Annotated in this window: 28 protein-coding genes, 4 tRNA genes and 3 pseudogenes; 15 read left to right on the forward strand and 20 right to left on the reverse strand. The window is 71.6% G+C overall.

Going from position 1 to position 23,556, the window contains the following annotated elements:
• A pseudogene (locus tag VGH76_RS26205) lies at window positions 1-322 on the forward strand (TetR family transcriptional regulator); the annotation flags it as partial.
• A 9-nt stretch (window positions 323-331) separates the two neighbouring features.
• On the opposite strand, the gene VGH76_RS26210 reads toward VGH76_RS26205, so the two are convergent.
• The 5 genes from VGH76_RS26210 to VGH76_RS26230 form a co-directional block, all read right to left on the reverse strand.
• Complete coding sequence (locus VGH76_RS26210) at window positions 332-919, reverse strand: ANTAR domain-containing protein (protein ID WP_331559709.1); 588 nt, start codon at window positions 917-919, stop codon at window positions 332-334.
• 63 nt (window positions 920-982) lie between these two features.
• Window positions 983-1,723, reverse strand: a complete 741-nt coding sequence (locus VGH76_RS26215; RefSeq protein WP_331559710.1) for a GAF and ANTAR domain-containing protein — start codon at window positions 1,721-1,723, stop codon at window positions 983-985.
• A 227-nt stretch (window positions 1,724-1,950) separates the two neighbouring features.
• Window positions 1,951-2,202 (reverse strand): hypothetical protein, encoded by a 252-nt coding sequence (locus VGH76_RS26220; protein WP_331559711.1) that lies wholly within the window; start codon window positions 2,200-2,202, stop codon window positions 1,951-1,953.
• A 111-nt stretch (window positions 2,203-2,313) separates the two neighbouring features.
• Entirely contained in the window at window positions 2,314-2,760 is a 447-nt protein-coding gene (locus VGH76_RS26225; RefSeq protein ID WP_331559712.1) for a hypothetical protein, read from the reverse strand.
• Window positions 2,761-2,991: 231 nt separating this feature from the next.
• Window positions 2,992-3,774 carry a DUF4190 domain-containing protein gene (locus tag VGH76_RS26230; RefSeq protein ID WP_331559713.1) on the reverse strand — a complete coding sequence of 261 codons (783 nt, stop codon included), beginning with the start codon at window positions 3,772-3,774 and terminating at the stop codon, window positions 2,992-2,994.
• 452 nt (window positions 3,775-4,226) lie between these two features.
• Here VGH76_RS26230 and VGH76_RS26235 point away from each other — a divergent pair, with 452 nt between their 5' ends.
• From VGH76_RS26235 to VGH76_RS26265, 6 genes and pseudogenes are all read left to right on the forward strand, one after another.
• Window positions 4,227-4,580 (forward strand): metalloregulator ArsR/SmtB family transcription factor, encoded by a 354-nt coding sequence (locus tag VGH76_RS26235; RefSeq protein WP_331559714.1) that lies wholly within the window; start codon window positions 4,227-4,229, stop codon window positions 4,578-4,580.
• Window positions 4,577-5,071, forward strand: coding sequence for an SRPBCC family protein (locus VGH76_RS26240; protein WP_331559715.1), 495 nt, complete (start codon window positions 4,577-4,579; stop codon window positions 5,069-5,071). The genes VGH76_RS26235 and VGH76_RS26240 overlap by 4 nt, the downstream gene beginning before the upstream one ends.
• Window positions 5,068-5,700, forward strand: coding sequence for a maleylpyruvate isomerase family mycothiol-dependent enzyme (locus tag VGH76_RS26245; RefSeq protein WP_331559716.1), 633 nt, complete (start codon window positions 5,068-5,070; stop codon window positions 5,698-5,700). The genes VGH76_RS26240 and VGH76_RS26245 overlap by 4 nt, the downstream gene beginning before the upstream one ends.
• A gap of 137 nt (window positions 5,701-5,837) precedes the next feature.
• Window positions 5,838-6,104 (forward strand): annotated as a pseudogene (locus VGH76_RS28100) (hypothetical protein); the annotation flags it as partial.
• Between the two features lie 82 nt (window positions 6,105-6,186).
• Window positions 6,187-7,095 (forward strand): ABC transporter substrate-binding protein, encoded by a 909-nt coding sequence (locus tag VGH76_RS26260; RefSeq protein ID WP_331559719.1) that lies wholly within the window; start codon window positions 6,187-6,189, stop codon window positions 7,093-7,095.
• A gap of 10 nt (window positions 7,096-7,105) precedes the next feature.
• Entirely contained in the window at window positions 7,106-8,140 is a 1,035-nt protein-coding gene (locus VGH76_RS26265) for a hypothetical protein (protein ID WP_331559720.1), read from the forward strand.
• 198 nt (window positions 8,141-8,338) lie between these two features.
• On the opposite strand, the gene VGH76_RS26270 is transcribed toward VGH76_RS26265, so the two are convergent.
• The 8 genes from VGH76_RS26270 to VGH76_RS26305 form a co-directional block, all read right to left on the reverse strand.
• A complete protein-coding gene (locus VGH76_RS26270; protein WP_331559721.1) occupies window positions 8,339-9,130 on the reverse strand; it encodes a hypothetical protein in 792 nt (263 codons plus the stop codon).
• A 554-nt stretch (window positions 9,131-9,684) separates the two neighbouring features.
• Window positions 9,685-9,900, reverse strand: a complete 216-nt coding sequence (locus VGH76_RS26275) for an ANTAR domain-containing protein (RefSeq protein WP_331559722.1) — start codon at window positions 9,898-9,900, stop codon at window positions 9,685-9,687.
• Window positions 9,901-10,273: 373 nt separating this feature from the next.
• The gene (locus VGH76_RS26280) at window positions 10,274-10,882 is read right to left on the reverse strand and encodes a hypothetical protein (protein ID WP_331559723.1); all 609 of its coding nucleotides are present in this window, start codon (window positions 10,880-10,882) and stop codon (window positions 10,274-10,276) included.
• 205 nt (window positions 10,883-11,087) lie between these two features.
• Window positions 11,088-11,315 (reverse strand): ANTAR domain-containing protein, encoded by a 228-nt coding sequence (locus tag VGH76_RS26285; protein ID WP_331559724.1) that lies wholly within the window; start codon window positions 11,313-11,315, stop codon window positions 11,088-11,090.
• A gap of 350 nt (window positions 11,316-11,665) precedes the next feature.
• A complete protein-coding gene (locus tag VGH76_RS26290) occupies window positions 11,666-12,346 on the reverse strand; it encodes a GAF and ANTAR domain-containing protein (protein ID WP_331559725.1) in 681 nt (226 codons plus the stop codon).
• Between the two features lie 260 nt (window positions 12,347-12,606).
• On the reverse strand, window positions 12,607-12,816 hold the full coding sequence (locus VGH76_RS26295) for an ANTAR domain-containing protein (RefSeq protein WP_331559726.1): 210 nt from the start codon (window positions 12,814-12,816) through the stop codon (window positions 12,607-12,609).
• A 1,405-nt stretch (window positions 12,817-14,221) separates the two neighbouring features.
• Entirely contained in the window at window positions 14,222-14,434 is a 213-nt protein-coding gene (locus VGH76_RS26300; RefSeq protein WP_331559727.1) for a hypothetical protein, read from the reverse strand.
• 659 nt (window positions 14,435-15,093) lie between these two features.
• The gene (locus VGH76_RS26305; protein WP_331559728.1) at window positions 15,094-15,849 is read right to left on the reverse strand and encodes a TetR/AcrR family transcriptional regulator; all 756 of its coding nucleotides are present in this window, start codon (window positions 15,847-15,849) and stop codon (window positions 15,094-15,096) included.
• A gap of 51 nt (window positions 15,850-15,900) precedes the next feature.
• Here VGH76_RS26305 and VGH76_RS26310 point away from each other — a divergent pair, with 51 nt between their 5' ends.
• Entirely contained in the window at window positions 15,901-16,623 is a 723-nt protein-coding gene (locus VGH76_RS26310; RefSeq protein WP_331559729.1) for a class I SAM-dependent methyltransferase, read from the forward strand.
• Between the two features lie 210 nt (window positions 16,624-16,833).
• Here VGH76_RS26310 and VGH76_RS26315 read toward each other — a convergent pair.
• Window positions 16,834-17,250 (reverse strand): annotated as a pseudogene (locus VGH76_RS26315) (ArsI/CadI family heavy metal resistance metalloenzyme); the annotation flags it as partial.
• A 94-nt stretch (window positions 17,251-17,344) separates the two neighbouring features.
• Here VGH76_RS26315 and VGH76_RS26320 point away from each other — a divergent pair.
• From VGH76_RS26320 to VGH76_RS26330, 3 genes are read left to right on the forward strand one after another with little or no spacing between them, the layout of a single operon-like run.
• Window positions 17,345-17,758, forward strand: coding sequence for a metalloregulator ArsR/SmtB family transcription factor (locus VGH76_RS26320; protein ID WP_331559731.1), 414 nt, complete (start codon window positions 17,345-17,347; stop codon window positions 17,756-17,758).
• Window positions 17,755-18,855, forward strand: coding sequence for an ACR3 family arsenite efflux transporter (gene arsB / locus VGH76_RS26325; RefSeq protein ID WP_331559732.1), 1,101 nt, complete (start codon window positions 17,755-17,757; stop codon window positions 18,853-18,855). The genes VGH76_RS26320 and arsB overlap by 4 nt, the downstream gene beginning before the upstream one ends.
• Window positions 18,848-19,264 (forward strand): arsenate reductase ArsC, encoded by a 417-nt coding sequence (locus VGH76_RS26330; protein ID WP_331559733.1) that lies wholly within the window; start codon window positions 18,848-18,850, stop codon window positions 19,262-19,264. Before arsB ends, VGH76_RS26330 begins: the two co-directional genes overlap by 8 nt.
• A gap of 446 nt (window positions 19,265-19,710) precedes the next feature.
• Here the strand turns inward: VGH76_RS26330 and VGH76_RS26335 are convergent.
• The 4 genes from VGH76_RS26335 to VGH76_RS26350 all read right to left on the reverse strand — a co-directional run bounded on the left by VGH76_RS26335 (window position 19,711) and on the right by VGH76_RS26350 (window position 21,779).
• Window positions 19,711-19,782: transfer RNA gene (locus VGH76_RS26335), tRNA-Val, on the reverse strand.
• Between the two features lie 20 nt (window positions 19,783-19,802).
• Window positions 19,803-20,285, reverse strand: a complete 483-nt coding sequence (locus tag VGH76_RS26340; protein ID WP_331559734.1) for a TIGR02611 family protein — start codon at window positions 20,283-20,285, stop codon at window positions 19,803-19,805.
• A gap of 49 nt (window positions 20,286-20,334) precedes the next feature.
• On the reverse strand, window positions 20,335-21,162 hold the full coding sequence (locus tag VGH76_RS26345; protein ID WP_331559735.1) for an anti-sigma factor domain-containing protein: 828 nt from the start codon (window positions 21,160-21,162) through the stop codon (window positions 20,335-20,337).
• Complete coding sequence (locus VGH76_RS26350; protein WP_331559736.1) at window positions 21,159-21,779, reverse strand: RNA polymerase sigma factor; 621 nt, start codon at window positions 21,777-21,779, stop codon at window positions 21,159-21,161. The genes VGH76_RS26345 and VGH76_RS26350 overlap by 4 nt, the downstream gene beginning before the upstream one ends.
• A gap of 269 nt (window positions 21,780-22,048) precedes the next feature.
• Here VGH76_RS26350 and VGH76_RS26355 point away from each other — a divergent pair, with 269 nt between their 5' ends.
• The 4 genes from VGH76_RS26355 to VGH76_RS26370 all read left to right on the forward strand — a co-directional run bounded on the left by VGH76_RS26355 (window position 22,049) and on the right by VGH76_RS26370 (window position 22,846).
• Window positions 22,049-22,468 carry an SsgA family sporulation/cell division regulator gene (locus VGH76_RS26355; protein WP_331559737.1) on the forward strand — a complete coding sequence of 140 codons (420 nt, stop codon included), beginning with the start codon at window positions 22,049-22,051 and terminating at the stop codon, window positions 22,466-22,468.
• A gap of 93 nt (window positions 22,469-22,561) precedes the next feature.
• A tRNA-Gly gene (locus VGH76_RS26360) sits at window positions 22,562-22,634 on the forward strand.
• A 64-nt stretch (window positions 22,635-22,698) separates the two neighbouring features.
• Window positions 22,699-22,770, forward strand: a tRNA-Cys gene (locus VGH76_RS26365).
• 1 nt (window position 22,771) lies between these two features.
• A tRNA-Val gene (locus tag VGH76_RS26370) sits at window positions 22,772-22,846 on the forward strand.
• A gap of 36 nt (window positions 22,847-22,882) precedes the next feature.
• Here the strand turns inward: VGH76_RS26370 and VGH76_RS26375 are convergent.
• On the reverse strand, window positions 22,883-23,095 hold the full coding sequence (locus tag VGH76_RS26375) for a hypothetical protein (protein WP_331559738.1): 213 nt from the start codon (window positions 23,093-23,095) through the stop codon (window positions 22,883-22,885).
• Entirely contained in the window at window positions 23,092-23,385 is a 294-nt protein-coding gene (locus VGH76_RS26380) for a hypothetical protein (protein WP_331559739.1), read from the reverse strand. Before VGH76_RS26380 ends, VGH76_RS26375 begins: the two co-directional genes overlap by 4 nt.
• Window positions 23,386-23,556 lie beyond the last annotated feature (171 nt).

Here is a 23,556-nt window from a genome sequence, read left to right on the forward strand (position 1 = left end):
CGACGCCGGGACCGTCCTCGCCGTCGTGCGCCTCACCCGCGACGAGCCGGCGCTGCGCGCGATCTGGCTGGTCCTGCACGAGCGCGCGGAGCCCACCATCGCCGAGGCCCTGGCCGCCCGCCTCGGCCGGCCCGTCGACGACCTCGACGTTCGCCTGCGCGCGGCGGCCGTCAACGCCGCGCTGCGGGTGCTGACGGACGACCTCGCGTGGACCGTCGCGGACGGCGCCGTCACCCCCGCCGTGCTGGCCCACCACCGCGACCGGCTCGCCGAGACGCTGCGCGCCCTCACCCGCCTGCCCGACGGGGCGATGACCTCCTGAGCCGCGCCGTCAGCGCTCGTCGATCACCCGCACCGCGACCTCGTACGTGGTGGTCCCGGCCTCGCGGGCCCGGTCCAGGATGAGCGCGTAGGCCGCGTCGACCCCGCAGCCGTGACGTTCCCGGAGGACCTCGGCGGCGGCGCCGATGACGACCTGCTGCGCCGACCGGGCGACGGGGGCCGGCGCGGGACCCGGGACGGGGGTGCCGGCGGACGCCACGACGCCGGCCGGTGGCGGCACGTCGTCGCAGGAGCGCGCGTAGGGCGTCGGGAAGGGCACGACCCGGTCGGAACCGGGGCTGCCGGGGCGCGGCCGCGAACGGTCCCTGACGGCACGGTCCACCCGGTCGCAGTGCAGGTCGATCGCCGAGCGCAGCTCGCGCACCATCCACGTGACGTCGGGGTCGTCCTCCCCGACCACCTGGGCCACGGCCCCGGCCAGCCGGTGCCCGGCCCGGGTGAGCTCGTCGAGCATCTCCAGCCGCCAGGACACCTCGTCCACGTCTGGTGGTCGCAGAACGTGTCCGTAGCGCTCCAGACTCCCCAGGGCCCGTGTCGCCTGTTCGGCGATCCCCAGCCCGGAGTCGTCCGAGATCATGACGTCACGTTACTGACTCGCGGTCGGGTTGGACACATCCGGACGCAGCGGTCCCGGCGCGGATCAGCGGTTGTCACTGGGGCCGGGATCCCGTCGCGCACGCCGCTCGTTGGCCTCGTGCTGCAGCCACTCGGCGACCTGGACGAGCTTCATGTTCGTCTCCTGGGAGGAGCGCACCAGCATCTGGAAGGCCTCGCCGTCGTCGACGGTGAAGCGTTCCATGAGGATGCCCTTGGCCTGCCCGATGACGTCACGGCTGTCGATGGCGTGCTGCAGTTGGCTGGCCTGCTGGGCGCCGTAGAGCAGCATCGAGGCCTGCACCCCGAACAGTCCCGCGATCTGACGGGCCTCGGCGTCGAACACGTGGGGATCGGTGGCGTAGAGGTTGAGCGCCGCCCGCATGCCGCGGTCGGTGGTCAGCTGCGTGGAGAGGATCGACCGGAAGCCGGCCTCGACCGCCAACGGGCCGAACCGAGGCCACCGGGCGGCGTCCTCCCCGGCCAGGTCGTCCGCGAGCACCATGCCGTCGTCCGGCGGGTCCTCGATGGCGGTGATGCACGGACCCTCGTAGAGCTGGCTCTGGAGCTCGTCGAGCTTCGTGACCACCTCGCTGCTCGGGCTGCGCGAGGTGATCATGCCGTCCTCGGTCAGCGAGATGCCGCCGGAGCTGACGTGGGGCACCGTCTGCACGGCCGACAGCACGATCTGGGCCAGGGTCTCGTGCAGGTCGCGGATGCTGCGCGTGGCGGCGATCTCACGAGCCGCGTGGCGCAGGGCGGTGACGAGCGCGTTCTCGGATGCCACGGCGGGCCGTCCCTTCCGACGATCACGTGCGGGTACGGGGCGCGACACCCTCGAGGAGGTGTGCCGGCAGGGCAGGAACCGAGCGACATGCGCAGCGTTCTGCCCCTCGCGACCGATCGGTGGTCGGGGACGCACATGGGGATCGGGACCACGGGCGAGCGCTCCGTCGGGATGGCGTACGCCCGTGTCCGGCCAACGGTCGTGGTCGACCGGTACCGCTCGTCGGGCTAGGTGCCCGGAGGTGGAGCGAGTCGGGCGCGGAGGAGGGCCTCGGTCGCCGCGTCGAGCTGCGGCGGCGGACAGCGGTGTGCCCTGGCCTGCTCGTGCAGCGCCAGTTCCTCGTCCAGGTCGAGGCCCTCGCTGTCGGGCGTTCCGGCGGCCCCGACCACGCGGAGGTGATCCCGGACAGCGCCGGTTGGTGCGGCCGCTGCGCGCACGATCCGCAGGAACTCGTCGTCGTCCTGGACTTGTTGCGACATCGTCGACCCTCCGAAGGTGCACCCCCCGGTAACCCCGGAGGTCGTCACCGGCGAGGTCTGGGCCGACGCGCTCCACCATGGACCATCGGCGCCGTGATCGTCCAGCCGTCGTCACACGCCGGCGTAGCCCACGCGCGGGGGGCTGGACGGGCGGACCACGAGCACGCCACGACGGGCCCAGAGACGACGGCCCGCCCACCCCAGAACCTCGTCGAGCCGGGCGTCGGCGCCGGTGACGCCCCGGGTGTCGACGATGAGGTGGGTGGCACCCGCGCGCAGGGCACCCTCGACCGCCCGGTGCAGCCGGCCGGTGAGGTCGTCGGTGCAGGACCCGCTGACCGCGAGATGGGCCCGTTCGCGACCCTGCCAGCGCACCGCGACCCGTCCGGTCCGGCCGCTCGTCGTGTAGACGTGGGCGGCGGGGACCCGGCGGCGCCGCTCGCCCGCCGGCTGCCACTCGGCCAGGACGGCACGCGCCGCGGTGTGGACCGACACCCCGGTGAGCGCGGCGTGGTCGTGCAACGCCGCGACGCTGTCGTCGAGGGTGAGGCCGCGCAACCGACTGATGAGGTCCTGAGCACGGTGGATGTCCCGGTCCGTTTGGACATCGTCTCTGTTCCGGCGCGCCATCGCCGTCACCTCGGCCCGACCCTCGACTCGTCCAGGTACTCACGAGCCGGCAAGGTCCGGGCCGACTCCAACATGGTGCACCTCGTCGGACCCCACCGTCCAGCGACGGCCCGTGTCCGTGCGCTCGCCCGGGCACGGGTCTCCGTCGACGGACATGACCTACTTCTTGGTCCAGGTGCAGGTGCCGCTGAACTTGATGTACTTGTCCGAGGACTTCACCTGCATGACGCCCTGCCCCTGGACGATGTCGTTGTCGATGATCGAGCCGATCTCGCCGTCGAGGTTCTTGTCGCGCTCGTAGTAGCAGTACGACGAACCGGTGGTCTTGTAGGTGCCGGGCTGGATCTCGGTGCCGACCTCGTACGTGCCCGCCGTAAAGGTGTTCGGGTCGGGGGCCGGGGTGCTGGCGGAGTCGCCAGAGGACGAGGAGTAGGAGCCGCTCGACGAGCCCGACGAGTACGACGGCGGGGTGTAGGCGGGGGCGGGCGCGGTGTATGTGTACGGCGCGGAGTAGCCGCTGCTGCTCGAGGTGGGCGAACTGGCCGACCGCGCCGACTTCGCGATCGCGGTCACGTAGACCGAGCAGATGATCAGCGCCAGGACGCCGAGCACAACGCCCCAGATCGCCATGGTGCGGCCCACCCCGCCACGTGAGGGCGTCGCCCGGTACAGCCCGACGGCCGCGAACACGATCCCGATGGGCGCGAGGATCCAGGAGAGGGTGCCGAGCAGCGGGATGCACGCGACGACGGCCGCGATCAGGGCGAGGACGAAGCCCGTCGTCGCCGCGTTGTTCGTCGGCCGCGGCGGGAGGCCCTGCGGCATCTGCGGGTTCCAGGGCGGCACGTTGCCGGCACCCTGCTGCTGCGGGATGTAGTGCGGCCCGGTGGGCGGCTGGACGGGGTTGTTCGAGGCGTCGGGCGCCTGCGGAGTGGCGGTCACGGGGTGGCTCCGTTCGGACCAGTGGTGGATGCGTAGTTCGCAGCAGCACTGTCGCCCGGGTCACACATCCCGTTACTGCTCGCCGTCGTAACCCCGTGAAGGTGAGCCGACCGAGTGAACGGAGATGCGAACTACGCCTCTCGATCGGCCCACCGGACTCGAAGAGTAATCGATCCGGTGGTGAGCGTCGCGAGGGCACCCGTGGTCGGTACCGCCCGCCGAGCAGCCACGCGACGGGTCACCGACGGGCCACGTCGCGCGACACTTCCCCGCGGGTGATCAACGGGCACCTGGAGGGCTTCACCGTCCCCGGACACCCCGCTACGTGCCCGATGATCACCAGAATCGGCGACCCCTGGCCCCGCGGCAGCATCCCGGACGCGGCTCGAGCTCCAGGACCAGCCGACCCAGGACTGTTCAACGCCACCTATGTGCGTCTAGCCTTACCGTGCGTGAGGACTGACGAAGATGGCGTCATCGGCTTGCTCGGCGAGCCGAACCGCCGCGCGATCTTCGAGTTCCTCGCCCGCCGCCCCAGCTCGGTCGGCGAGATCGCCGACCGGCTCCCGATCAGCCGGCCCGCGGTCTCGCAGCACCTCAAGGTCCTCAAGGATGGCGGGCTGGTCGTGTCCCGCGCGGAGGGCAACCGGCGCATCTACCGCCTCGACCCCGACGGGGTGGCCGCCATGCGGGCCTGGCTCGACGGCGTCTGGAACGAGGCCCTCGCGAGCTTCCACAAGGTCGCCGAACAGACCGTCGCCGACGAAGCGGCCACCACCGAGCACCCCGACCAGGAGCAGCCATGACCACGCCGATCCCACCGATCGAGGGCAAGACCACCGTCGACGTCAGCCGTGATCGCGCCTTCGCGCTGTTCACGGGATCCTTCGGCGCCTGGTGGCCGCGCCAGTACCACATCGGCGCCGCCGAGGTCGCCGACGTTGTCCTCGAGCCCCGCGAGGGCGGCCGCTGGTTCGAGCGCGGCGTCGACGGCAGCGAGTGCGACTGGGGCCGGGTGCTGGCCTGGGAGCCCCCGGAACGGGTGCTGTTCACCTGGCAGATCGGGGGCGACTGGCAGTTCGACCCCGACCCCTCCCACGCCAGCGAGATCGAGGTCCGCTTCCACGCCGACGGACCCGAGCAGACCACCATCGAGGTCGAGCAGCGCCACTTCGAGCGCCTCGTCGGCGGCCAGGGCGTCCACGGCGCGATCGAGTACGGCGGTGGTGGCTGGGTCGCGCTGCTCGCCGCCTTCTCGGCGCTGGTGGCCACCGAGCAGGGGGACGGCCCGTCGTGACCGACCCGGACCCGGGACGTCTGGCCCGCGACGAACGCGCCGACCTGGCCGAACTGCTGGCCGGCCTGCGCGAGGAGCAGTGGGACGCGCCCACGCTGTGCACGAAGTGGCGGGTGCGCGATGTCGTCGCCCACATCATCAGCTTCGACGATCTCGGCCCGCTCGGGCTCGCCGGCCGCTTCGCCCGGGGCCGGTTCCTGCCCGACCAGGTCAACGAGGTCGGGGTCCAGCGCTACACCACCCTGACCCCCGACGAGCTGCTGGCCGAGTTCACGAACCACCTCCGACCCGCGGGACTGACCGCCGGGTTCGGTGGGCGCATCGGTCTGGTCGACGGACTCATCCACCACCAGGACATCCGGCGCTCGCTCGGCCTGCCCCGTGAGGTCCCCTCCGAGCGTCTCGCGGCTGCGCTGCCGTTCGCTCGTGTGGCGCCCCCGATCCGAGCCTTCTCGCGTGCTCGGGGCCTGCGGCTGGTCGCCACCGACCTCGGGTGGACCTCCGGTGGTGGTCCCGTCGTCGAGGGCCCGGCCGAACCGCTGCTGATGGCCATCGCCGGGCGCTCGCACGCGCTCGGGGAGCTCACGGGCCCGGGCACGCCGACGCTGGCCGCGCGTCTGGGCGCGTGATGTCGGCTCGGCCGTGGGTCCCCCCGGGAACGGGACCTCCACGACCGAGCCCGGGCGGGAAGGCCCTGTCGGAGACCGGGCGGTGAGGCCGACCGTCGTGGTCCACGCGGAGAGGCATGGACACGCTCAACTTCCTGATGCCGACCCTGCTCGTCGAGCGCGGCTACTCGATCTCGCAGAGCCTGCTCTTCACGATGATCATGAACGTGGGGTCGTTGCTCGGAGCGTGCGCGGCGGCGCTGCTCGCCGGGAAGGTCGGGCGGCGCGCCGCCGTGGGTGGCGCCGGGGTGCTCGGCTGTCTCACCGCGGTCGCGTTCGCCGCGTTCGGTCAGACGACCGTCTGGATCCTGCTCCTCGGCGCGCTGTTCCAGTTCTTCACCATGATCACGAACACGACGCTCGCCATCTGGTCCCCGGAGCTGTACCCGACCGCCGTCCGGGCCAGCGGCACCTCGATCGTCAATCGGCAACATCGCCGGCGCCGTCATGCCGTTCCTCGCCGTGGCGCTGTTCGGTGCCTACGGGCTGGCCGGGGTGTTCGGGATGGTCGCGGTCATGTACGCGCTCGCCGACGTCACCGGCATCTTCCGCGACGCCGGCCTGTCGGTCACCTCCCGGGCGTGCGACCCCTGGACCGAGGTCCTCCACGACCTCGAGTCCGGCGCCACGGACGTCGCCCTGGGCGGGCTGTGGGTCCCGGGCATGTCCGCCGGCAGCAGCCGCGCACTGACCGTGATCGGCCAGCTCAACCACACCTGCCCCAAGGTGATCGTCCGCCGGGAGGCCCATCCGGACTTCGCCCTCGCCGATCTCGCCGGCCAGGTGGTGCTCGCCCCCGGCGCGGGGGGCAGCGGCCCCTACGCGGTGACCGCGGGCCTGATGCGCGAGGCCGGCGTGGACCCCGACCGGGTCGACTTCGTCCGCGACCTCTCGACGTCGATGCTCGTCGAGCTGTTCGTGGCGGAGCTCGGGGACGCGATCGTGCTCGACCTCGTGACCGCCGTCGAGCTCGAATCGGCCGGCCACGGGCACGTCGTGTACCGCAACCTCGAGCACGGCGGCCTCATGCCGAACAGCGTCTACTACTGCCGCACCGACCGGGTCGAGGAGCTGCGCGACCGGCTCACCCGTTTCGTCGCCGGCGTCGCCACCGCGATGAACCGGCTGCCGGACACCCCCGCCGAGACCATCGACGGGATCCTGCGCACCCGCTGGCCCGGCAAGGACCTCGCTGTTCTGCGCCAGGCCGTCGCGCAGATGAGCGCCGGGCGGGTCTGGGAGAGACCGTCGCGATCGACCCCGCCGCCAGCGACCGGTGGATGCGCATGCTCGCCGAGAACTCGATGCTCACCCGCGTCCCCGCCTACGACGAGCTCGCCGACGACAGCTTCATGAAGGCCTACCGGTGACCGCCGTTCTCTCCGACGACGACCTGGCCGTCCTGGTCGACCTCGGTGACCTCGTCGGCGCCGTGCGCGCCGTGCACGTCGACCAGGCCCTCGGCCGGGCCGACCAGCCCGTCCCGGCACTCGTCGCGACCGGCCCGGGCACCGTCCTGTTGCCGATGGTCGCGACGTCGCACCGCCTCGGGCTCACCGCGGTCAAGGTGCTCACCGACGCCCGCGACAACGGACCGCAGGACGGCCCGGCCCAACAGTCCACGGTGATCCTCCTCGACGCCCGCGCCGGCACCCGGCTGGCGGTGCTCGCGGGCGGGACGTGCACCCGGATGCGGACCGCCGCGGCCACCGCCGTCGCCACCGACGCCCTGGCTCGTCCCGACTCCCGGATCCTCGGGCTGGTCGGGGCGGGCCCGCTCGCGGTCGAGCACGTCGCCGCGCTGCGCCGGGTCCGGGACTTCGACGACGTCGTGATCTGGTCCCGCTCGGCGGCCCGGGTCGAGCAGTTCCGCGCCGCCCTCCGGCGTCGGGAGGCCACCGACGACCTCCCGACGATCGAGGTCCGCGCCGCGGCCGACCCGCGCGGCGTCGTCGCGGCCTGTGACGTGCTGTGCACCCTCACACCGGCCCACACTCCCGTGGTCGAGGGCGACTGGTTCACCCCCGGCCTACACGTCAACGCCGTCGGCGCGCCGCCCCGGCCCGACCACCGCGAGATCGACTCCCGCGGCATGGCCCGGAGCACCGTCGTCGTCGACAGCACCGACGTCGTGCTCCAGAAGTCCGGCGAGGTCCTGCTCTCCCTCGCCGACGGCACCACGACACCCGGGCACTACCGGACCGAGCTCGGCGCGGTCCTCGCCGGGCTGGCGCCCGGACGGACCGGCGCCGACGAGATCACGCTGTTCGACTCCGTCGGGACGCCCTGCAGGACCTCGCCTTCGCGGCGCTCGCCCTGCACCTCGACCCGGGTCCCGACGACGCCGTCCTGCGCGAGGCGTCGTCCGCCGGGCTCTGACCTGCCCGGCTCCACTCCCTGATCCGCCCGACCTCGGTGCCGGCCGTGTGCACGCCGCAGCGTGAGACGCCTGCTCGGCGCCCCGTGGTGCCGGACGTCGTTCAGGACCAGGGCGTGGTCGGTCGGGCACGGGTGACGCCGTCGACCACGAGATCGGATCGCTCGTCGAAGGACGTGACGTACCGGCCAGCTGCGCGGCGTCGGGCAGCGGGCTCTGGTGTCAGGAGTGGAAGTAGCCGGCGACGAGGTCGTTGACCACCGAGTCCAGGGGATGGCCGCTCACGACGATCGAGCCTTCCCAGGGGTTCTCCAGGGCCAGGATGAGCGCGACGCTCAGGCCGATCATGATGGTGAGGCCGCTGATCACCAGGGCGCCCCGGCGGTGGACGCGCACCGTGAGCACACCGGCATTCGCGATCAGGACGATGCCGCCGACGACCAGGGTGATCACGTACAGGCCCGGCAGTTGCTTCGCCGCCGAGGCGAGACGCGCCCGCCGGTCGGTGGTGATGGCGTCGACCGAGGACAACAGTTCGGTGCTGACCGGTGTGCCCAGCCCCGGCTCCACCGCCTGGGCTCGGACGGCCCGCTCCAGGTCGGCGACCGCGGTGGCCGTCGCGGGATCGTTCCCGGTCGCGGCCTCCGGGCCGTGCCACTCGTTCGCCCGGGTCGCCTCCAAGTACCGGAGCAGTGCCGCGTGTACGAGACCGGCTTCCACTCCGGGGGTGGTCGCCGCCCACGCCAGCCGCGATGCGTCGGCGGCCTCGCTGCTGACGATCGACTCGGCCTCGGTGAGGGCAGCGGCCTCGTTGGCGAGGGTCAGCGCGGCGAGGATCGCGAAGCCGGCCCCGAGAGGCGACATCAGCGGAGCGGCGATCGAATGGGCCCCGTCGTACTGGGACTCCGGGAGGAAGGCGCGGACCGCGAGCCGGCTGGCGACGGCGATGAGCACGGCGATGGCGAGACAGCCCCCGATGAGGACGCCGACCGGTAGCGACGTCAGCCACCCCACCGGCGTGAAGCTACGCGGAGTCGGATCGACGGGCAAGAACTCGGAAACGCGACCCGGGAACGACCCGGCCGCTGTTCCACGCCACTGCGTCCGGTGCCCTGGCGGGCTGTCAGACGCCGGGCCGGAAGGTTTGACGGGCTCCGGGGTCGGGGGGAAGACCCCGGAGCCTGGAACCCGTGGGGGGAACAGGCCCAATCATCACGCTACGCACACCGTTGCGCTCGCGCCGGGGGCTAGACGGTCCCGGGCTCCCGTGGCCCCCACCGGCGGCCCGGGACCTCGCCCACCGGCTCGCCCCTCGGCTCGCCAGCAGGCTTACCTATCGCGTGCCCGGTCGGAAGGCTGCTTGAAACGTCAAAGATGCCCTTCTCCGAGACCTCGCCTGGGTGAGGACTCGGGCGGGGAGTCCGACGGGTTCTGGTGGACGAGTGCGTGCTCGACTCTGCAGTGCTGGTCGCTGACGGCTCGTGCCAGCGGGCGTGTTCGCGCGATGTTCGCCGCCCCCAAGCTGTCTATCGATCGAACGCGTGTGCGAGCCGTCCGCGGTCGGAGCTCTAGCCTGCCTGCTGGACCCGAGCCTCTCGGGCGGCGCTCAAGCTGTCGACGACTCTCCGGGCGGCTTCGGCCAACGTGGTCCCCTCGGCCTCGGCGTCGGCGAGCAGGAAGCGGGAGGCCTCGCCGATGGTGATGCCGTGGCGGGCGCACAGGATGCCCTCGGCCTGGTGAACCACGGGCCCGGATACCGGGTTGCCGCCGGTGCGTTCGATCATGCTCGCTCCACGTGACAGGGACGCGCCACGTGGCTGCGTCTCAACCAGCGGGGGCCCCGAGCTATCCGACAAACGCTACGAGTGTGCGCGAACCGCTCGCCCCGCGCGACCCACTCGGCGCGACTCACAGGTTTGAGGTGCATTGCTCTGGGCTGGACGGTTCACTGACCGGCTCGCCCATCTGGTCATCCGCAGGCTCGCGGGCCTCCGTGACCGGTCGATCCCGCCGGCGACGACCTTCCGGGCGAGACCGGCGGTGAACGTGATCAAGGTGTCGGGGTCAGACGGCATGCTCGGACGTCCGGCTGTCCGCCCCGTCCTGAACGCCTTCGATGACCGAGGTGGTGCCGGCATCCGTCGCTGTCAGATCGACTCACGACCGACCGCGCTCTTCGTCCGTGTCGTGTGACCCCTCGGCGGCTCGACGAAGCTGCTGCGCGTCCCGTCTTTCCGCGTCGGCCCGTCGGCGGGTGATCCGGACTCGCTCGCCGGGGCTCGTGATGCCGGCAGCGCGGGAGTTCGCCTCGCGGGTATCGGCGATCCTGTCGTAGGTCTCCGCGAGGGCCTCAGCCGTCTCCGCGAGGCGCCGGTAGCTCTTCCGTGTCAGCTCGATGACAACTTCCGACCGGTTCAGAAGCTCTGCACACCATGCCTGCGGGCAGCCGTTCATCGGCGGCCTGACAACACGGTCCCGGTGGGGCTTTCCGCCATCGGTGTGCGGCCTGACCTGCGTCGTGCTGTCGGTGCCGGCCGGGCCGGGTTGCTGGCGCTCCGAGATGCACAGCTCTCGATCGATGATCAGATCCAGGTCGCAGACCTGCCGGGCCACCTCGTGAAGCGGGATCTCTGCCGCGTCGGCATAGGCCCGCAAGCCGTGGCCAGCCTGGGCCAAATCCACGACGAGCAGCTCGGCCAGAACGCCTTGGGCTCGCAGCACCTGTACGTCGCGCCAGTCTCGCGGGTTCAGCTTGCCGTTGGCCATCGGTCCTCATCAGCCCCGGCTCTCCCTCGCGAGAGCTCTGACAGCGGCGACCGGGCCGACGCTTTCGAGTTCGAGTGTGTCCCGATACGGCTACTCCGTCCAGCCTCTGCCGCAGGGCCCGCTCGGACCCTGACTGCGGCTTCACCGGCCCGCCGGTCGGGTGGCCCCTCAGCGCGAGGCGGCTCAATCGGCGGGCCCGATCTGCCTACTGCGGTTGCGGAGCCCGACGGAGGACCGGCGCCTGCGTGGCCCAGTTGGCGACCACCGCCAGGGCCACCGCGTGCAGCGACACGCCGGTGTCCATGGATTCGTTGCGCAACGCCGCGGTGGCCTCGTCGGCGCTGAGCCCGAAGAGCTCGATCAACAGGTCCTGCGCGCGGGCGACCTCGCGGTCGATCTGCAAGGCGTGCTCGCTGCGCCTGAGTCCGAACATGGCTCCCCCGCCGATTCGATCTGGCTTCCGTCTCGCACGGAAACAACTACCGGCGGGGTCCGGGCCGATGGTCATCACTGTTCCAGACAGCAAGTCGGCGGGTCCATGTCGCGAGCGCGATCGACACATCGTCTTCACGGGACGCCTCAGGCACGGGCCGACTGCGGGGGCTCTCCGACGGCGGGTGCGGTCTCTGACCTGCCGGGGCGCTCACGCGGGGGCCCGCGTCACATCTTCCGATACGAGCCGCATCCTCGCCGCCCTGACCGACGACGAGGAGGGATGTCCCCGCGATGTTCCCGGCCGTCGCTGAGGCGCTGGCAACCTAGGGGCTGGTGGGCATGGGTCAATCAGGTGACATCGATGCGCCCCTCGATGACGGCCTGGGCGACGTTGCTCAGGCGCTCCTGCCGTGGGCGGGCATAGGCGCGAAGCAGGAGGAAGGCGGCCTCGGGGGTCAGGTTATAGCGTCCGGCGAGGAACCCTTTGGCCTGCTCGATCACGATGCGGCTAGTGAGCGCCTGGCGCATCTGGCCGTTGACGGTCTCGAGGTAGTGCACGGTGCGCCTGTGCAGCAGACCAGTGGCCGCCGCCCTGGCCAGCAGCCGGGCGGCTCGGTGGTCGTCGTCGCAGAGCATCCCCACCCGCTGTCGAAACAGGAGGAGACCCCCGACAATGTCGGTCCGCACGGTCATGGGCACGGCGTGCACCGCCCGGAAGCCCTTGCCGTGGGCCTGCCGGGCGAACCGGGACCACCGCTCGCCTTCCCGTTCGATGTCCGGGCAGTTCACGCACTTCCTCCCGCGGACGGACTCCAGTCCCGGGCCCATACCGGTCTCGGCCTCGAGATGCTCGAGTCGATTTATGCTGACGTCCGTCGCGGCGACCGGGACCAGCCGGCCGTCCTCGGCGAGCAGCAGGACCCCCGCCGCATCGACGTCGAGCAGCTCCGTGGCCGCCGTCGCGAGTTGGTGGAGCAGACCTGCGACGTCGAACTGCTCGCCGAGGGTGTCCGTCAGCTCCAGCAGCACATCGGAAAGCTGGTCTACGGCGGCAGAAGGGTCCACGGGTGGACCGGTGCGGATCGGCTGTGCAGCGTCACCGGGGGACATGTCTCATCGCTCACACGGGCCGACGGCTCAGGTGCTGTGGGTACGCACCTTGTAGCAGAGCGTAGAAGAGCCACACCGAGCGGTCCAGGTCCAGGGTCGATGCACGTCCGTCAATGGACGTCACCTGGCCCACTCGGCGACGTCGGCCGCCGCATCGCCGGATCAGCCCCGGCAACGGTCTACCGCTCGTGCCCGGGGTCGATCAGCAACCGGAATCCGACCACGTCGTACGCAACATCGAGCATCGGGCGAGCGACCTGCTCGGCGTGGACTCGTAGTACCTGATCTGCCTCGTCGACGGTGATGTCGAGCTGCTCGGCCAGCACACCCTGAGCCAAGTACACCGGCACATCCCGCCACCAGTCCGCGCCCAGGTCCCCGTCAGTCATCGCCGGTCCACGACCCCACGCGACCACGGATACCGGAGCGTCAGCAGACAGCAAGGTCGGGCCGGAGCTGGCACGTTGCAGGATGGACGTCGTCGCGGGCCACGTCTACACGCGTGGCAGTGCGGACCCGCCGGCCTGCGTCACGTCGCTGATGAGAGGTCTGCCTGACTCGGGTCATCGATCAGCTGCCCGACCAAGCAAAGCGTGGAGTGTCGCCTCGGCCGCGACGTCGAGGTCCAGCGGTTCGCGTTCCTCGCGCAACTCTCGTAGCCGACGCTGGACAACCAGCTCGCGGGCCAGGTCATCGTGTTCGACGGCTCCCTTGGGGTGGCTGAGCCGTTGCAACCACGTCGGGTGGTGCGCGGTCATGAGCGCCCTGCCCGCTGCCTCTCGGAGTCATCTCAGGCGCGTGGGTTGGCCAGCTCATGGTTCCCACGCGGGCCGCAACCGCGCACGTGGACCTGGGGTCTCTCCCTCGGCGGCGCGGGCTCTGTACTGCCGGGCCGTCCGCACGGGGGCAAGCGCCCCGTGCCTCGACGACCGCCGGCGCTTCTTGCTGGCGCTTGCGGCCGTGGGAGCGGTCTGGCAGCCCCCCGGCGCGCCGTCGAGGGTGAGACCCCGTCGCGACTACGACCCCCAGGTTCCGGGGTCTCCCGCGCTGCCACCGCACGTGCGCTGGCCTGCTGTTTGTGCTGCTACGTCCGATGGCGCCCAGCCGCCTGTCAGACCGAGTGTTGCCCCAATACCGCGTTGATCTTGCCTGCATTGATCTTGAACGCGGCGCGCCCCGCCAGCGGTTTGGGTGGCTCCGGGGCCGGGGGGATGACCCCGGAGCGTGGCGCGTGGGGGGTGCGGGCGCAGCTTGACGGTACCCGGCACTCCAGCTCACGCGCGGTCGTGGACGGTCCCGGGCTCCCGTGACCCCCACCGGTGGCCCGGGACCTCGCCCGCCGGCTCGCCCCCCAGCTCGCCATGGGTCAGGTTCCCGGCCCCAGCGGGCTGCCTGGCGGCTCCTGTCCTATCGCGCTCTGCCCGAGCACAACCAACGCGGCGAGGTGCAGCGACACCCCGGCGCTGGTCGCGTGCTCGGCCAGCGCTCGAACGCTGGCCTCGGCGGTGAGCCCACGCGCTCTGCAAATGAGCACGTGGGCTCGGTGAATCTCTTCTTGGACCAGCAGATCCTCGTGGCTCATGCCCTGCATGGGGCCCCCAGTAGACGGGCGGGATCGCTGCCAGGAGGCGGCGACGCCAGCGGGGGCCAGGCCAGCTGCGCACAGCATCGAGGTCCTGCACACCTGCGTCCATGCACACAGCAAGGGGATTGCGCACGTCCGGAGAGGCACGCGATCGTGACCGGGCCACGCGGGCAGCGAGCTACTCACCTCCGCGCTGCCTCGTGCCGCACTCAGCGTTGTCTGCGGTGCGTCGGAGCGACGGCTGCCCTCCTGCAGATCACCAGCCGGGCCAGGTCCGCCACGGAGACGCGCATGAGGTCCGCATGGTTCTTGAGCGCCTGCGCCGACTCGTCGAGACTCACCCCCCACGAATCGGTGATCATCGCCTCCGCTTCGCGCAGCTCGATCTCGGTACGCAACCTCTTACGCGCCCTGTCGGCCATCGGTCCCCCGCCGAGTTGGCTCTCGCGGCATGCGAGAGCAGAACATGGCGAGGTCCAGGCCACCTGGTTCCAGGCTGGCGGAGCCGTCTCCCGTTCGCAAATTCGCAAGCGCCGATGCGCTGGCGGGCAGGGGCGACACGGCGAGCGGTCAGAGGCGTCGTGCCGACCGTCATCGAGAGGATCGAACCAAGATCAAACAGAGTGCACATGCTCAGCTCGGACGACGTTGGGCACGAGGGCATCCGCGGCGACAGCAGCACTGTTGATCGCAATCGGCTTCTCGCAAGCACATGTCCCCGGGGAGGGCAGACGTGAAGCTCAGGTCGACTGCGGGCCCGAGGAGTGGGCATCGGTCCCGCGGTGGGGGACGCGCAACGCGTGATCGGCGTCCTCGACGGTGATGCCGAGCAACTCGGCCATCACGCCCTGAGCTCGGGTCCAGGGCGGAGCGCCTGGCCGCCGGAGGCACTACCCGCTCACCGCAACCCGACCCGGTAGGCATGGTGTGCCCGTCCCCCGTCCCGCCCTGTGGCTCGGCCCGCGGGCGGGCCCGCCGCACGGGTCGAAGACAGGAGTGTCGAGAGGGGTACCGGCTCGCGCATCCCCGTGCCGTCCGCGCTCAGCGTCGCCGCAGTCCGGGGCGATCGGCCAGCCCTGCTTCAGGGCGCCATGGCTCGCTGCCAGGCGCCGACGATCTGGTCGAGCTGCTCCTCGGGGTCGGGACCGTGCGGTTCCATTGCCTCGGCGAGCGGCTGAGTCAGCTGTCCCGCGAGGATGGGTCCAGCCAGCAGCTGGCAGGCCACGAGCGCGGGCACGCGCCGCAGCCGGCCGGCGTTCATCTGCCGTTCGAGATAGCCGACGAGGTCGGGCAGCCCCTGGCCGAGCGCGTGATGGCGGGCAGCGGCGGTGTCGGGTTCGTAGCTACCTAGCTCCAGCACGATCCGCAGCAGCATCCCGGCGCGTCCCGACAAGCTGTCGGCGATCGCGTGCGCGATGGCAGGGATGACCTGGTCAGGGGGACCATCGGACGACGCAGCGAGGATGTCGGCGACCGGTTGCCACGGCGAGAAGGTCTGGACCAATGCATCGAACAGCGCCTCTTTGCCGGGAAACAGCCGGTAGAGCGTCGCGCGGGAGACACCGGCCATTGCCGCCAGCTCGTCCATCGACAGCCCCGCCAAGCCTGACTGGCCCACGGATTCCAGCCCGGCCTCGAGGATGCGCTGGCGGGTCGTGGGCGCTCGTTCACATCCCGCCGCGGCGAGCAGATGGTCGCGGCTGCCATAGGCCCGGTAGAGGGTGCGTACACCCACCCCGGCGTCGTCGGCCAGCCGCTGCATCGTGGGCTGCTGCCCGCCCGCGCAGGATCGTCGGACCGCGGCAAGCACCGCATCTCGTGACAACTCGCGCCCCACGACACTATATTAGATGAGACGTATCGTCTCATGTCGCGCCAGGGGGTCGCGGTGACCGAGCCGAGGGTCGCGATCGTGGATGACGAGCCTCCGCAACGGCCGCGCTGGTACCGGGGCGTGTACAGAGCGGCATACCGACTGCGACTCGTGGTGTGGCGGCGTTCGAGGCCACCGACCGGTCTCGTCGCACTGGTCGAGGGCAGCGAGGCCGTGACTCCTGGTCGGGCGCTGGACCTGGGATGCGGTACCGGTACCGACACGATCTATCTGGCGGCTCACGGTTGGGACGTCACCGGGATCGACATGGTCCCCCGGGCGTTGACGATGGCGCGTCGGTCGGCGTCCGAGGCCGGCGTCGAGGCAGCGTTCGTCCACGGCGACGTCACTCGCTTGAGCGCCCTGGGCATCGGCCAGGGCTACGACCTGGTGCTCGACTTCGGGTGCCTGCACACCCTGCCTGACGATCTGCGAGGTCGTTACGTCCAGGCCGTCTCGCAGGTCGCCGCCCCCGGCGCGACCCTGCTCCTCTACGGCTTCCGGCGCCCCCCGCGGGCGGCGCCAATGACCGCGGGTCTGGCCCCCGAGGAAGTGACCCGGCGATTCGCTCCCGCCGGATGGGAGGTGGTGCACGTCGGCCCGGCCCCCGATGCCGACGTCAGCCCTGCCGGTCGCCGATCCCGCGTGTCGTTCGACCTGTGGCACTACCGACTTCGACGTGTCCGCTCAGCACTCGAGACGAGCCCAGCCGTGCCCCCGAGCGATCAGCACGAGTAGCCGGGGGTATGTCGACGTCGGCGCCGGTATCGGGGCCCACACCGGACGCCGGGGCAGGGCTCAAACCGCAGCTGGGTGATCGGTGGGGGTCTCCACAGATCCGCACTCGGCGGCGGTCTTGGCCTCGGTGAGGGTGGTGCCCTCCTGGGCCGGCGTCTGGTCGTCGGTGCAGCACGCCGTAACCCCGCAGCAGGCGCGGTCCTCGGCAGTTGCACACGAGCCGATGGGCTGGCCGACGAGGCCGTCGGTGCCGTATTCGGGCGAGTCCTCCTTGACGGTGTAGACCTCCCAGGGCTCGTTGCCGGGGCCATGCACCCAGACCTTGTCCTGGCGGGCGTAGCAGCAGGTGGTGTCGTCCTCGACCTGGGGGAACAACCCGAGCTGGTCGAGCCGCGCGGTGGCGTCGTTGACCTCGGCGGTGGTCTCGACCTCGACGCCGAGGTGGTCCATCACGGTCGGGTTGTCGGCCTCGCCTTCGAGGAGCACCAGCTTGAGCGGCGGCTCGGCGACGGCGAAGTTGGCGTAGCCGGGGCGGCGCTTGGCCGGCTCGACGCCGAACAGCGACGAGTAGAACTTCAGGGATGCTTCGAGGTCGGAGACCCGCAATGCGAGCTGCACACGCGACACGATCACACGCTCCTTGTTTCGATGACTGCCGAAGCACACCTTGCGCTCTGTTTCGACAAGCGTCAAGGTAGACGTATGTCGAAACAGCAGGACGGTGAGGAGCAGGTCCCTCGCCCAGCTCGCCGAGGTCGTGGGGTGCTGCTCGCCGCTGGCCCGCCAGCCGCTCTCGGCCGATCAGTCGGTGGAGCTGGCGCGGGTGTTCAAGGCCATGGGCGACCCGGTGCGGCTGCGGCTGCTCTCGCTGATCGCCTCCCACGCCGGAGGCGAGGCCTGCGTGTGCGACCTGACCGACGTGTTCGACCTGTCCGGCCCGACCATCTCCCACCACCTCAAGGTGCTGCGCGAGGCCGGACTGATCACCGGCGAGCGGCGCGGCACCTGGATCTACTATCGGGTGCACCCCGAGCTGCTGGCGCAGGTCTCCGCGGTACTCGTGCCCGCGGCCCCGGACGACCCGAGCGGCATCATCCCCGACGGCATCACGAGCCTGCCCGTGGTGGACCGGTGAGCGCCGAGACCACAGCACCGGCCGAGGCCCGGGTGGTCGGGAAACTCTCCACCCTCGACCGGTTCCTGCCGGTGTGGATTCTCGCCGCGATGGCCCTCGGCCTGCTCGCCGGCCGGTTCGTGCCCGGCCTGGCCACCGGGCTCGACGCGGTCGCGATCGACGGCACCAGCATCCCGATCGCGCTCGGGCTGCTGGTGATGATGTACCCGGTGCTGGCCAAGGTCCGCTACGACCGCCTCGACACCGTCACCGGCGACCGCCGGCTGCTGGTCACCGCGCTGGTCCTGAACTGGCTCATCGGCCCCGCGCTGATGTTCGCCCTGGCCTGGCTGCTGCTCCCCGACCTGCCCGAGTACCGCACCGGGCTGATCGTGGTCGGGCTCGCCCGCTGCATCGCGATAGTCATCATCTGGAACGACCTCGCGTGCGGCGACCGTGAAGCCGCCGCGGTACTGGTCGCGCTCAACTCGGTGTTCCAGGTGATCGCGTTCGGGCTGCTGGGCTGGTTCTACCTCTCGGTCCTGCCGGGCTGGCTCGGCCTCCCCACCACCGGGCTCGACGCCTCTCCGTGGACGATCGTCCGCTCCGTGCTGATCTTCCTCGGGGTGCCGCTGGTGGCCGGCTACCTGACGCGCCGTCTCGGGGAACGCGCCGAGGGCCGCGACTGGTACGAGTCCCGGTTCCTGCCCCGCATCGGGCCATGGGCGCTCTACGGGCTGCTGTTCACCATCGTGCTGCTCTTCGCCCTGCAAGGGCGCCAGATCACCAGCGCACCCCTGGACGTCGTCCGGATCGCGCTCCCCCTGCTGGCCTACTTCGCGATCATGTGGGCCGGGTCCTACGCCCTGGGCCGCGCCGCCGGACTGAACTACCAGCGCACCACCACGCTCGCGTTCACCGCCGCCGGCAACGACTTCGAACTCGCCATCGCCGTCGCCATCGCCACCTGGGGCGCCACCAGCGGCCAAGCCCTGGCCGGCGTCGTCGGCCCACTCATCGAGGTCCCCGTCCTCGTCGCCCTGGTCTACGTCTCCCTCGCGCTGCGTCGACGCCTGTTCCCCTCCACCGCTGCGCTCGAGGAGACCCGCCATGGCTGACCACGTCCCCGAAGTGCTGTTCGTGTGCGTGCACAACGCCGGGCGCTCCCAGATGGCCGCCGCCCTGCTCGCCCACCACGGCGCGGGCCAGGTCGCCGTTCGCTCCGCTGGCTCCACACCGGCCGACGAGGTCAACCCCGCCGTCCGTGAGGTGATGGCCGAGATCGGGATCGACCTCTCCCACGAGGTCCCCACCAAGCTCAGCGACGACGACGTCGACGCCGCCGACGTCGTGATCACCATGGGCTGCGGCGACGCCTGCCCCGTCTTCCCCGGCAAGCGCTACCTCGACTGGCAGCTCCCCGACCCCGCCGGCCTGTCCGCCGAGCAGGTCCGCCCCGTCCGCGACGACATCGACCAGCGGGTCCAAGGACTCGTGGCCGAACTCACCGCGCCCTCCAGCCTCTGAGCGGTGAGCCCCGTGGGCAGCGCGCCGGTGGCCAGGCGCGTGCGCTCACCGGGGCGTTCAAGCCGTACCCGAGGACGGGCGCGGGCCGGCGAACGGTGCCCTCCCCGACCGGCTGGTCCCGATGCTTCGCGAGCACCTCGAGAACTACGAGGCTCGGTGATCACGGCCTTGTCTTCCCCGACGCCGTCGGGAAGCCGCTGCGCCGCACACTCGTCCGCCTCCGGGTCTGGCGGCCGTCGCTCGTCCGCGCAGGTCTGCTCGGTGAGGTCGCGACCTCTACACGAGGAGGACAGCCGACACGAGCCGCATCCTCGCCGCCCTGACCGACGACGAGGAGGACGAGCACCGATGTCCGCTGCTGCATTTCTGCTGCATGGATCATGTTCGGGAACGGCGAAGGCCCTGGCCGGTGGCTCTCACGAGCCTCTGACCAGGGCCTTTCTGCGTGGGCGATACTGGGATCGAACCAGTGACCTCTTCGGTGTGAACGAAGCGCTCTCCCCCTGAGCTAATCGCCCGCAGCGCCGGCCAGCCTAACTCACGCCATGATCGGGCTGTGCAGCCAGGTCCAGTGACCGAGGCCCACGAGCCGCGCGACGAGCCACAGGGCGTCGAGCAGCCACAGCGTCGTCAGGACCACGGCCAGCGTCGCCAGCCCCAGCAACGCCTGCACGACCCGATTCTGGCGACGCACCCACGCCACCCAGCGGTCGTAGTACCGGCGCACGAACCGCAGCAGGCGCCCCGCCCACGTGAACTCCGTCGCGAGGATCCCCAGACCCGCGAAGACGATCAGCCAGCCCGGCCCCGGGTACGGGATCGCGATCAGCCCGAGCACCAGCACCGCCGTGCCGAGCACCCCGATCGCGATCCGCCACGCGAGGTTCCACCACGGGCGCGCCTTCACCCGGGCCCGGAACGCGCGGAGCCGGACGCGGACCCGCTGCAGCCGGCCGTCGTGCAGCGGGCCGGGCTCGTCGTCGGGCACGGTGCGGTCGGGGGTGGCCTGTGGGGGGGTCATCGCCTGTCCTGGGGCATCGGCCGGCGGGCGCCGGTCTGACCCGGGGCGGTCAGCCCGCCGTCCGACCGCTCGCGACGACCTGCGTCGGTGTGGCGGGCACGGTGTGGCCGGGCTCGAGGGAGACCGCGAACCCGGCGAACGGTCCGGCCGCCTCCACCGAGGGTACGGACTGCACGACGGGACCCGAACCGGACATACCGAACGCGGTCAACCCCACCGGCGTCCCGCCCGCGAGTCCCCAGAGGACGTAGGTGTGGTCCGGGTCGTTGGGCGCGAGCCCGGAGGCGAGCATCTCGGGCCCGTGACCGCGGTCGACGACGAGGCCCACGAACTCGCCCTGGGGCGTGGCGAGCACCGCGTGCGGTACGCCGGGCTGCGAGGCGGCGTCCATGACCTGGGTGACCTCGGCGCCCCGGGCCGCCTCGGCCGCCGCGGCGTCGCGCTGCTCGGCGAGCGACCGGTTGGCGGCGATGAGCACGCCGACCGCGACGACGAGGGCGAGCACGGCCGCGACGGCGAGCAGCGCGGTGGTGCGACGGATCCAGCCCCCGCGCTCGGGACGCCGGAGCGGGACAACGCCCTCGGACGAGGGGGCCTTGCTGTCAACGGACGCCAGCAACGACGCTTCGCCGTCATCAGCGGGAGCCGCCTCCGCGAGGATCCGGTCCCGCAGCGACGTCGGCGGGTCGACCGGCTCCACCGCCGACCCCAGCAGCGTCGTCACCTCCTCGGTCTCCGCGACGATGCGCCGGCACGCGGGGCACTCGGCGAGGTGCACCGCGAAGAGGGCCGCCTCGTCGGGCTCGAGGCCGTGCAGCACCCAGGCGACGGCGAGCTCGGGGTGGCCGTGCGGGGAGGCGGGCAGCGGGGCGCTCACGACGACCCCTCCCCCGCGCTGCGGTCGCCCCGGTCCACGTGTCCCTCGAGCAGCCCACGCAGCGTGCGGACCGCGGTGAACATCCGCGACTTCACCGTCCCGAGCGGGATACCGGCGATGCTCGCGACCTCACGCTGGGTGAACCCCCCGAAGTAGGAGAGCGTGAGCGCCTCCCGCTGCTCGGTCGGCAGCGAGCCGAGCGCCCGGCGGACGTGCCCGGCGACGACGGCGTCGAGCGCGGCGTCGTCGGCGCCCGGTGCCGGCGGGAGCCACTCGTCACCCTCCTCACCCGGCGGGACGGTGTGGCGACGACGGGTCGCCTCGCGGCGCACCGCGTCCACGGCCCGGTGGTGGACCAGCGTCATGAGCCAGACGGCGACGGTGCCGCGCGCCGGGTCGTACCGGTCGGGCTGGCGCCAGACCAGCAGGAACACCTCCTGCAGCACGTCCTCCGCGAGGGCCTCGTCGACGCAGACGCGGCGGGCGAGGGAGTAGGCGCGCCGGGAGAAGCGGTCGTAGAACTCCTCGAGCGAGCGCGGCGACCGCGCCGCCACGGCCTCGAGGAGTGTGGCGTCGGTCACACCGTTCTCGGCCCCGTCGTCACGCTGTGCAGCCACCTCGGCACCGCGCTGCGAGGCGTCCGACACGGCTCTCTCCTGCCTCATCGTCGCGTGTGCGGGTAAGACGCAGCCCAGGCTAGTGCTCCTGGGGCCCCCGAGCCGCTCCGGCGGGGAGGGTGCGTCGTTACGGAACCGGACCATGTAAGGCCCTCGACCGGGTACTCCTACGATGCACTCGGTGCGTGAGGCGGGTGAACCAGCGTCACAGGCCCGGCCGCCGGTCGTTCCCCACTTCGACAGCAGCGTGCGCGAAAGGCAGCCTTCGAATGCACAACGACCACGTCACGATCCGCTCCACGGCGGTCTTCGACCTGATCGGACCGCCGAACCCGCCGGTCCCGGTGCAGGTGGAGCTCCGTTACGACACGCGCGACCCCTACGCCGTGCAGGCCGCCTTCAGGACGGGGCGCGCCGGCTGGGTCGAGTGGGTCTTCTCGCGGGACCTCCTCACCGAGGGGCTCATCGACACCGCCGGCGACGGCGACGTCCGCATCCGCCCCGCCGAGGGCGAGACCGTGGAGATCGAGCTCTCCTCGCCATCGGGCCACGCGACCTTCCGCGCGCTCTCCCGCGAGGTCTCGGAGTTCCTCCAGCGGACCCACGAGGTGATCGAGCCGGGCGCCGAGGACGACTGGCTCGACCTCGAGCACGCGCTGGGGCTGCTGCTGTCCACCGACCCCTCCTGATCTTCGACCCCCCTTCGCCGGGGGGCGCGCGCGATGCAGTAGAGTTTCGGTCGTCGGCAAGGGGACGTCACCGAGCGTTCTCACCGATGACATGCGGACGTAGCGCAGTTGGTAGCGCATCACCTTGCCAAGGTGAGGGTCGCGGGTTCGAGTCCCGTCGTCCGCTCGGGAGGCAGGCCCCTCGGCGTCGGGCCCACAGGTTCGACCGGGATCACTGACTCCGAACTCCCGGCGGAGTGGCCGAGTGGTTTAGGCAAGGGCCTGCAAAGCCCTGTACGCGGGTTCGATTCCCGCCTCCGCCTCGGGCGATTAGCTCAGTGGGAGAGCGCTACCTTGACACGGTAGAGGCCACTGGTTCAATCCCAGTATCGCCCACCACCAGGCCCTGGTCACCCATGGTGACCAGGGCCTTCGTCATGTCCGGGCCGCGGGCAGCATCGCGAGGTGGGTGAGGTCGGCACCGAGCAGGTCGGCGATGCGGGCGTGCCCGGCCCACGTCGGGTGGATGTGGTCGGCCCCGATGAGCGAGGCCTGGGCGTCGGTGAACCAACCCTCGGCGATCGCGTCGACGTACGGCAGCCCCGCTGCCCGGGCCGCCGCGCCGACCACCCGGCCCAGCTCGGTCATGGTCGCGGCCTGGCCCGAGTTCGACGGGACCGGCCCCACGACGACGGTGCTGGTCCGCGGGAGCGCGCGGCGCAGGTGCGCGTAGGCGCGGTCGCGGCCGGTCCGACGGTCCGCGGGTCGGCGAACCGGTCGTTCTGCGAGCCCTCGACCACCAGCACCGCGGGGTGGGCGGCCTCCATCCGGTCGACCTGCCCGGCGTCGTACGGGAGCGTCCCGGGCGGGTGGGCGACATACCCCGTCCCGCTGACCGCGGTGGTCTCGACGCGCCAGCCGACCCGGGCCGCGACCATCCGCGGGAAGCCCTACCCGTGCGCGCCGCCGATGGTCGTGCCCGCGGCGAAGGAGTCGCCGATGAGAGGGAACTCGTCGTGGTCCCGCCCACCGTTAGGCGCGCGACGCCCGGCTCACCCGTTCCGGGGATCTTCTGTGACGGCCGCTGCGGCCGCGACCTACCTGAAGGC

This window comes from Actinomycetospora sp., assembly GCF_036497585.1.
In the GTDB taxonomy this organism is placed as follows: domain Bacteria; phylum Actinomycetota; class Actinomycetes; order Mycobacteriales; family Pseudonocardiaceae; genus Actinomycetospora.

Coding starts and splice junctions, on each gene's coding strand:
- VGH76_RS26210 (WP_331559709.1), bottom strand. CDS start 919: ATGATCTCGGACGACTCCGGGCTGGGGATCGCCGAACAGGCGACACGG.
- VGH76_RS26220 (WP_331559711.1), bottom strand. CDS start 2,202: ATGTCGCAACAAGTCCAGGACGACGACGAGTTCCTGCGGATCGTGCGC.
- VGH76_RS26240 (WP_331559715.1), top strand. CDS start 4,577: ATGACCACGCCGATCCCACCGATCGAGGGCAAGACCACCGTCGACGTC.
- VGH76_RS26260 (WP_331559719.1), top strand. CDS start 6,187: ATGCCGTTCCTCGCCGTGGCGCTGTTCGGTGCCTACGGGCTGGCCGGG.
- VGH76_RS26275 (WP_331559722.1), bottom strand. CDS start 9,900: ATGATCGAACGCACCGGCGGCAACCCGGTATCCGGGCCCGTGGTTCAC.
- VGH76_RS26280 (WP_331559723.1), bottom strand. CDS start 10,882: ATGGCCAACGGCAAGCTGAACCCGCGAGACTGGCGCGACGTACAGGTG.
- VGH76_RS26285 (WP_331559724.1), bottom strand. CDS start 11,315: ATGTTCGGACTCAGGCGCAGCGAGCACGCCTTGCAGATCGACCGCGAG.
- VGH76_RS26295 (WP_331559726.1), bottom strand. CDS start 12,816: ATGACTGACGGGGACCTGGGCGCGGACTGGTGGCGGGATGTGCCGGTG.
- VGH76_RS26300 (WP_331559727.1), bottom strand. CDS start 14,434: ATGGCCGACAGGGCGCGTAAGAGGTTGCGTACCGAGATCGAGCTGCGC.
- VGH76_RS26330 (WP_331559733.1), top strand. CDS start 18,848: ATGGCTGACCACGTCCCCGAAGTGCTGTTCGTGTGCGTGCACAACGCC.
- VGH76_RS26340 (WP_331559734.1), bottom strand. CDS start 20,285: ATGACCCCCCCACAGGCCACCCCCGACCGCACCGTGCCCGACGACGAG.
- VGH76_RS26355 (WP_331559737.1), top strand. CDS start 22,049: ATGCACAACGACCACGTCACGATCCGCTCCACGGCGGTCTTCGACCTG.
- VGH76_RS26375 (WP_331559738.1), bottom strand. CDS start 23,095: ATGACCGAGCTGGGCCGGGTGGTCGGCGCGGCGGCCCGGGCAGCGGGG.
- VGH76_RS26380 (WP_331559739.1), bottom strand. CDS start 23,385: ATGGTCGCGGCCCGGGTCGGCTGGCGCGTCGAGACCACCGCGGTCAGC.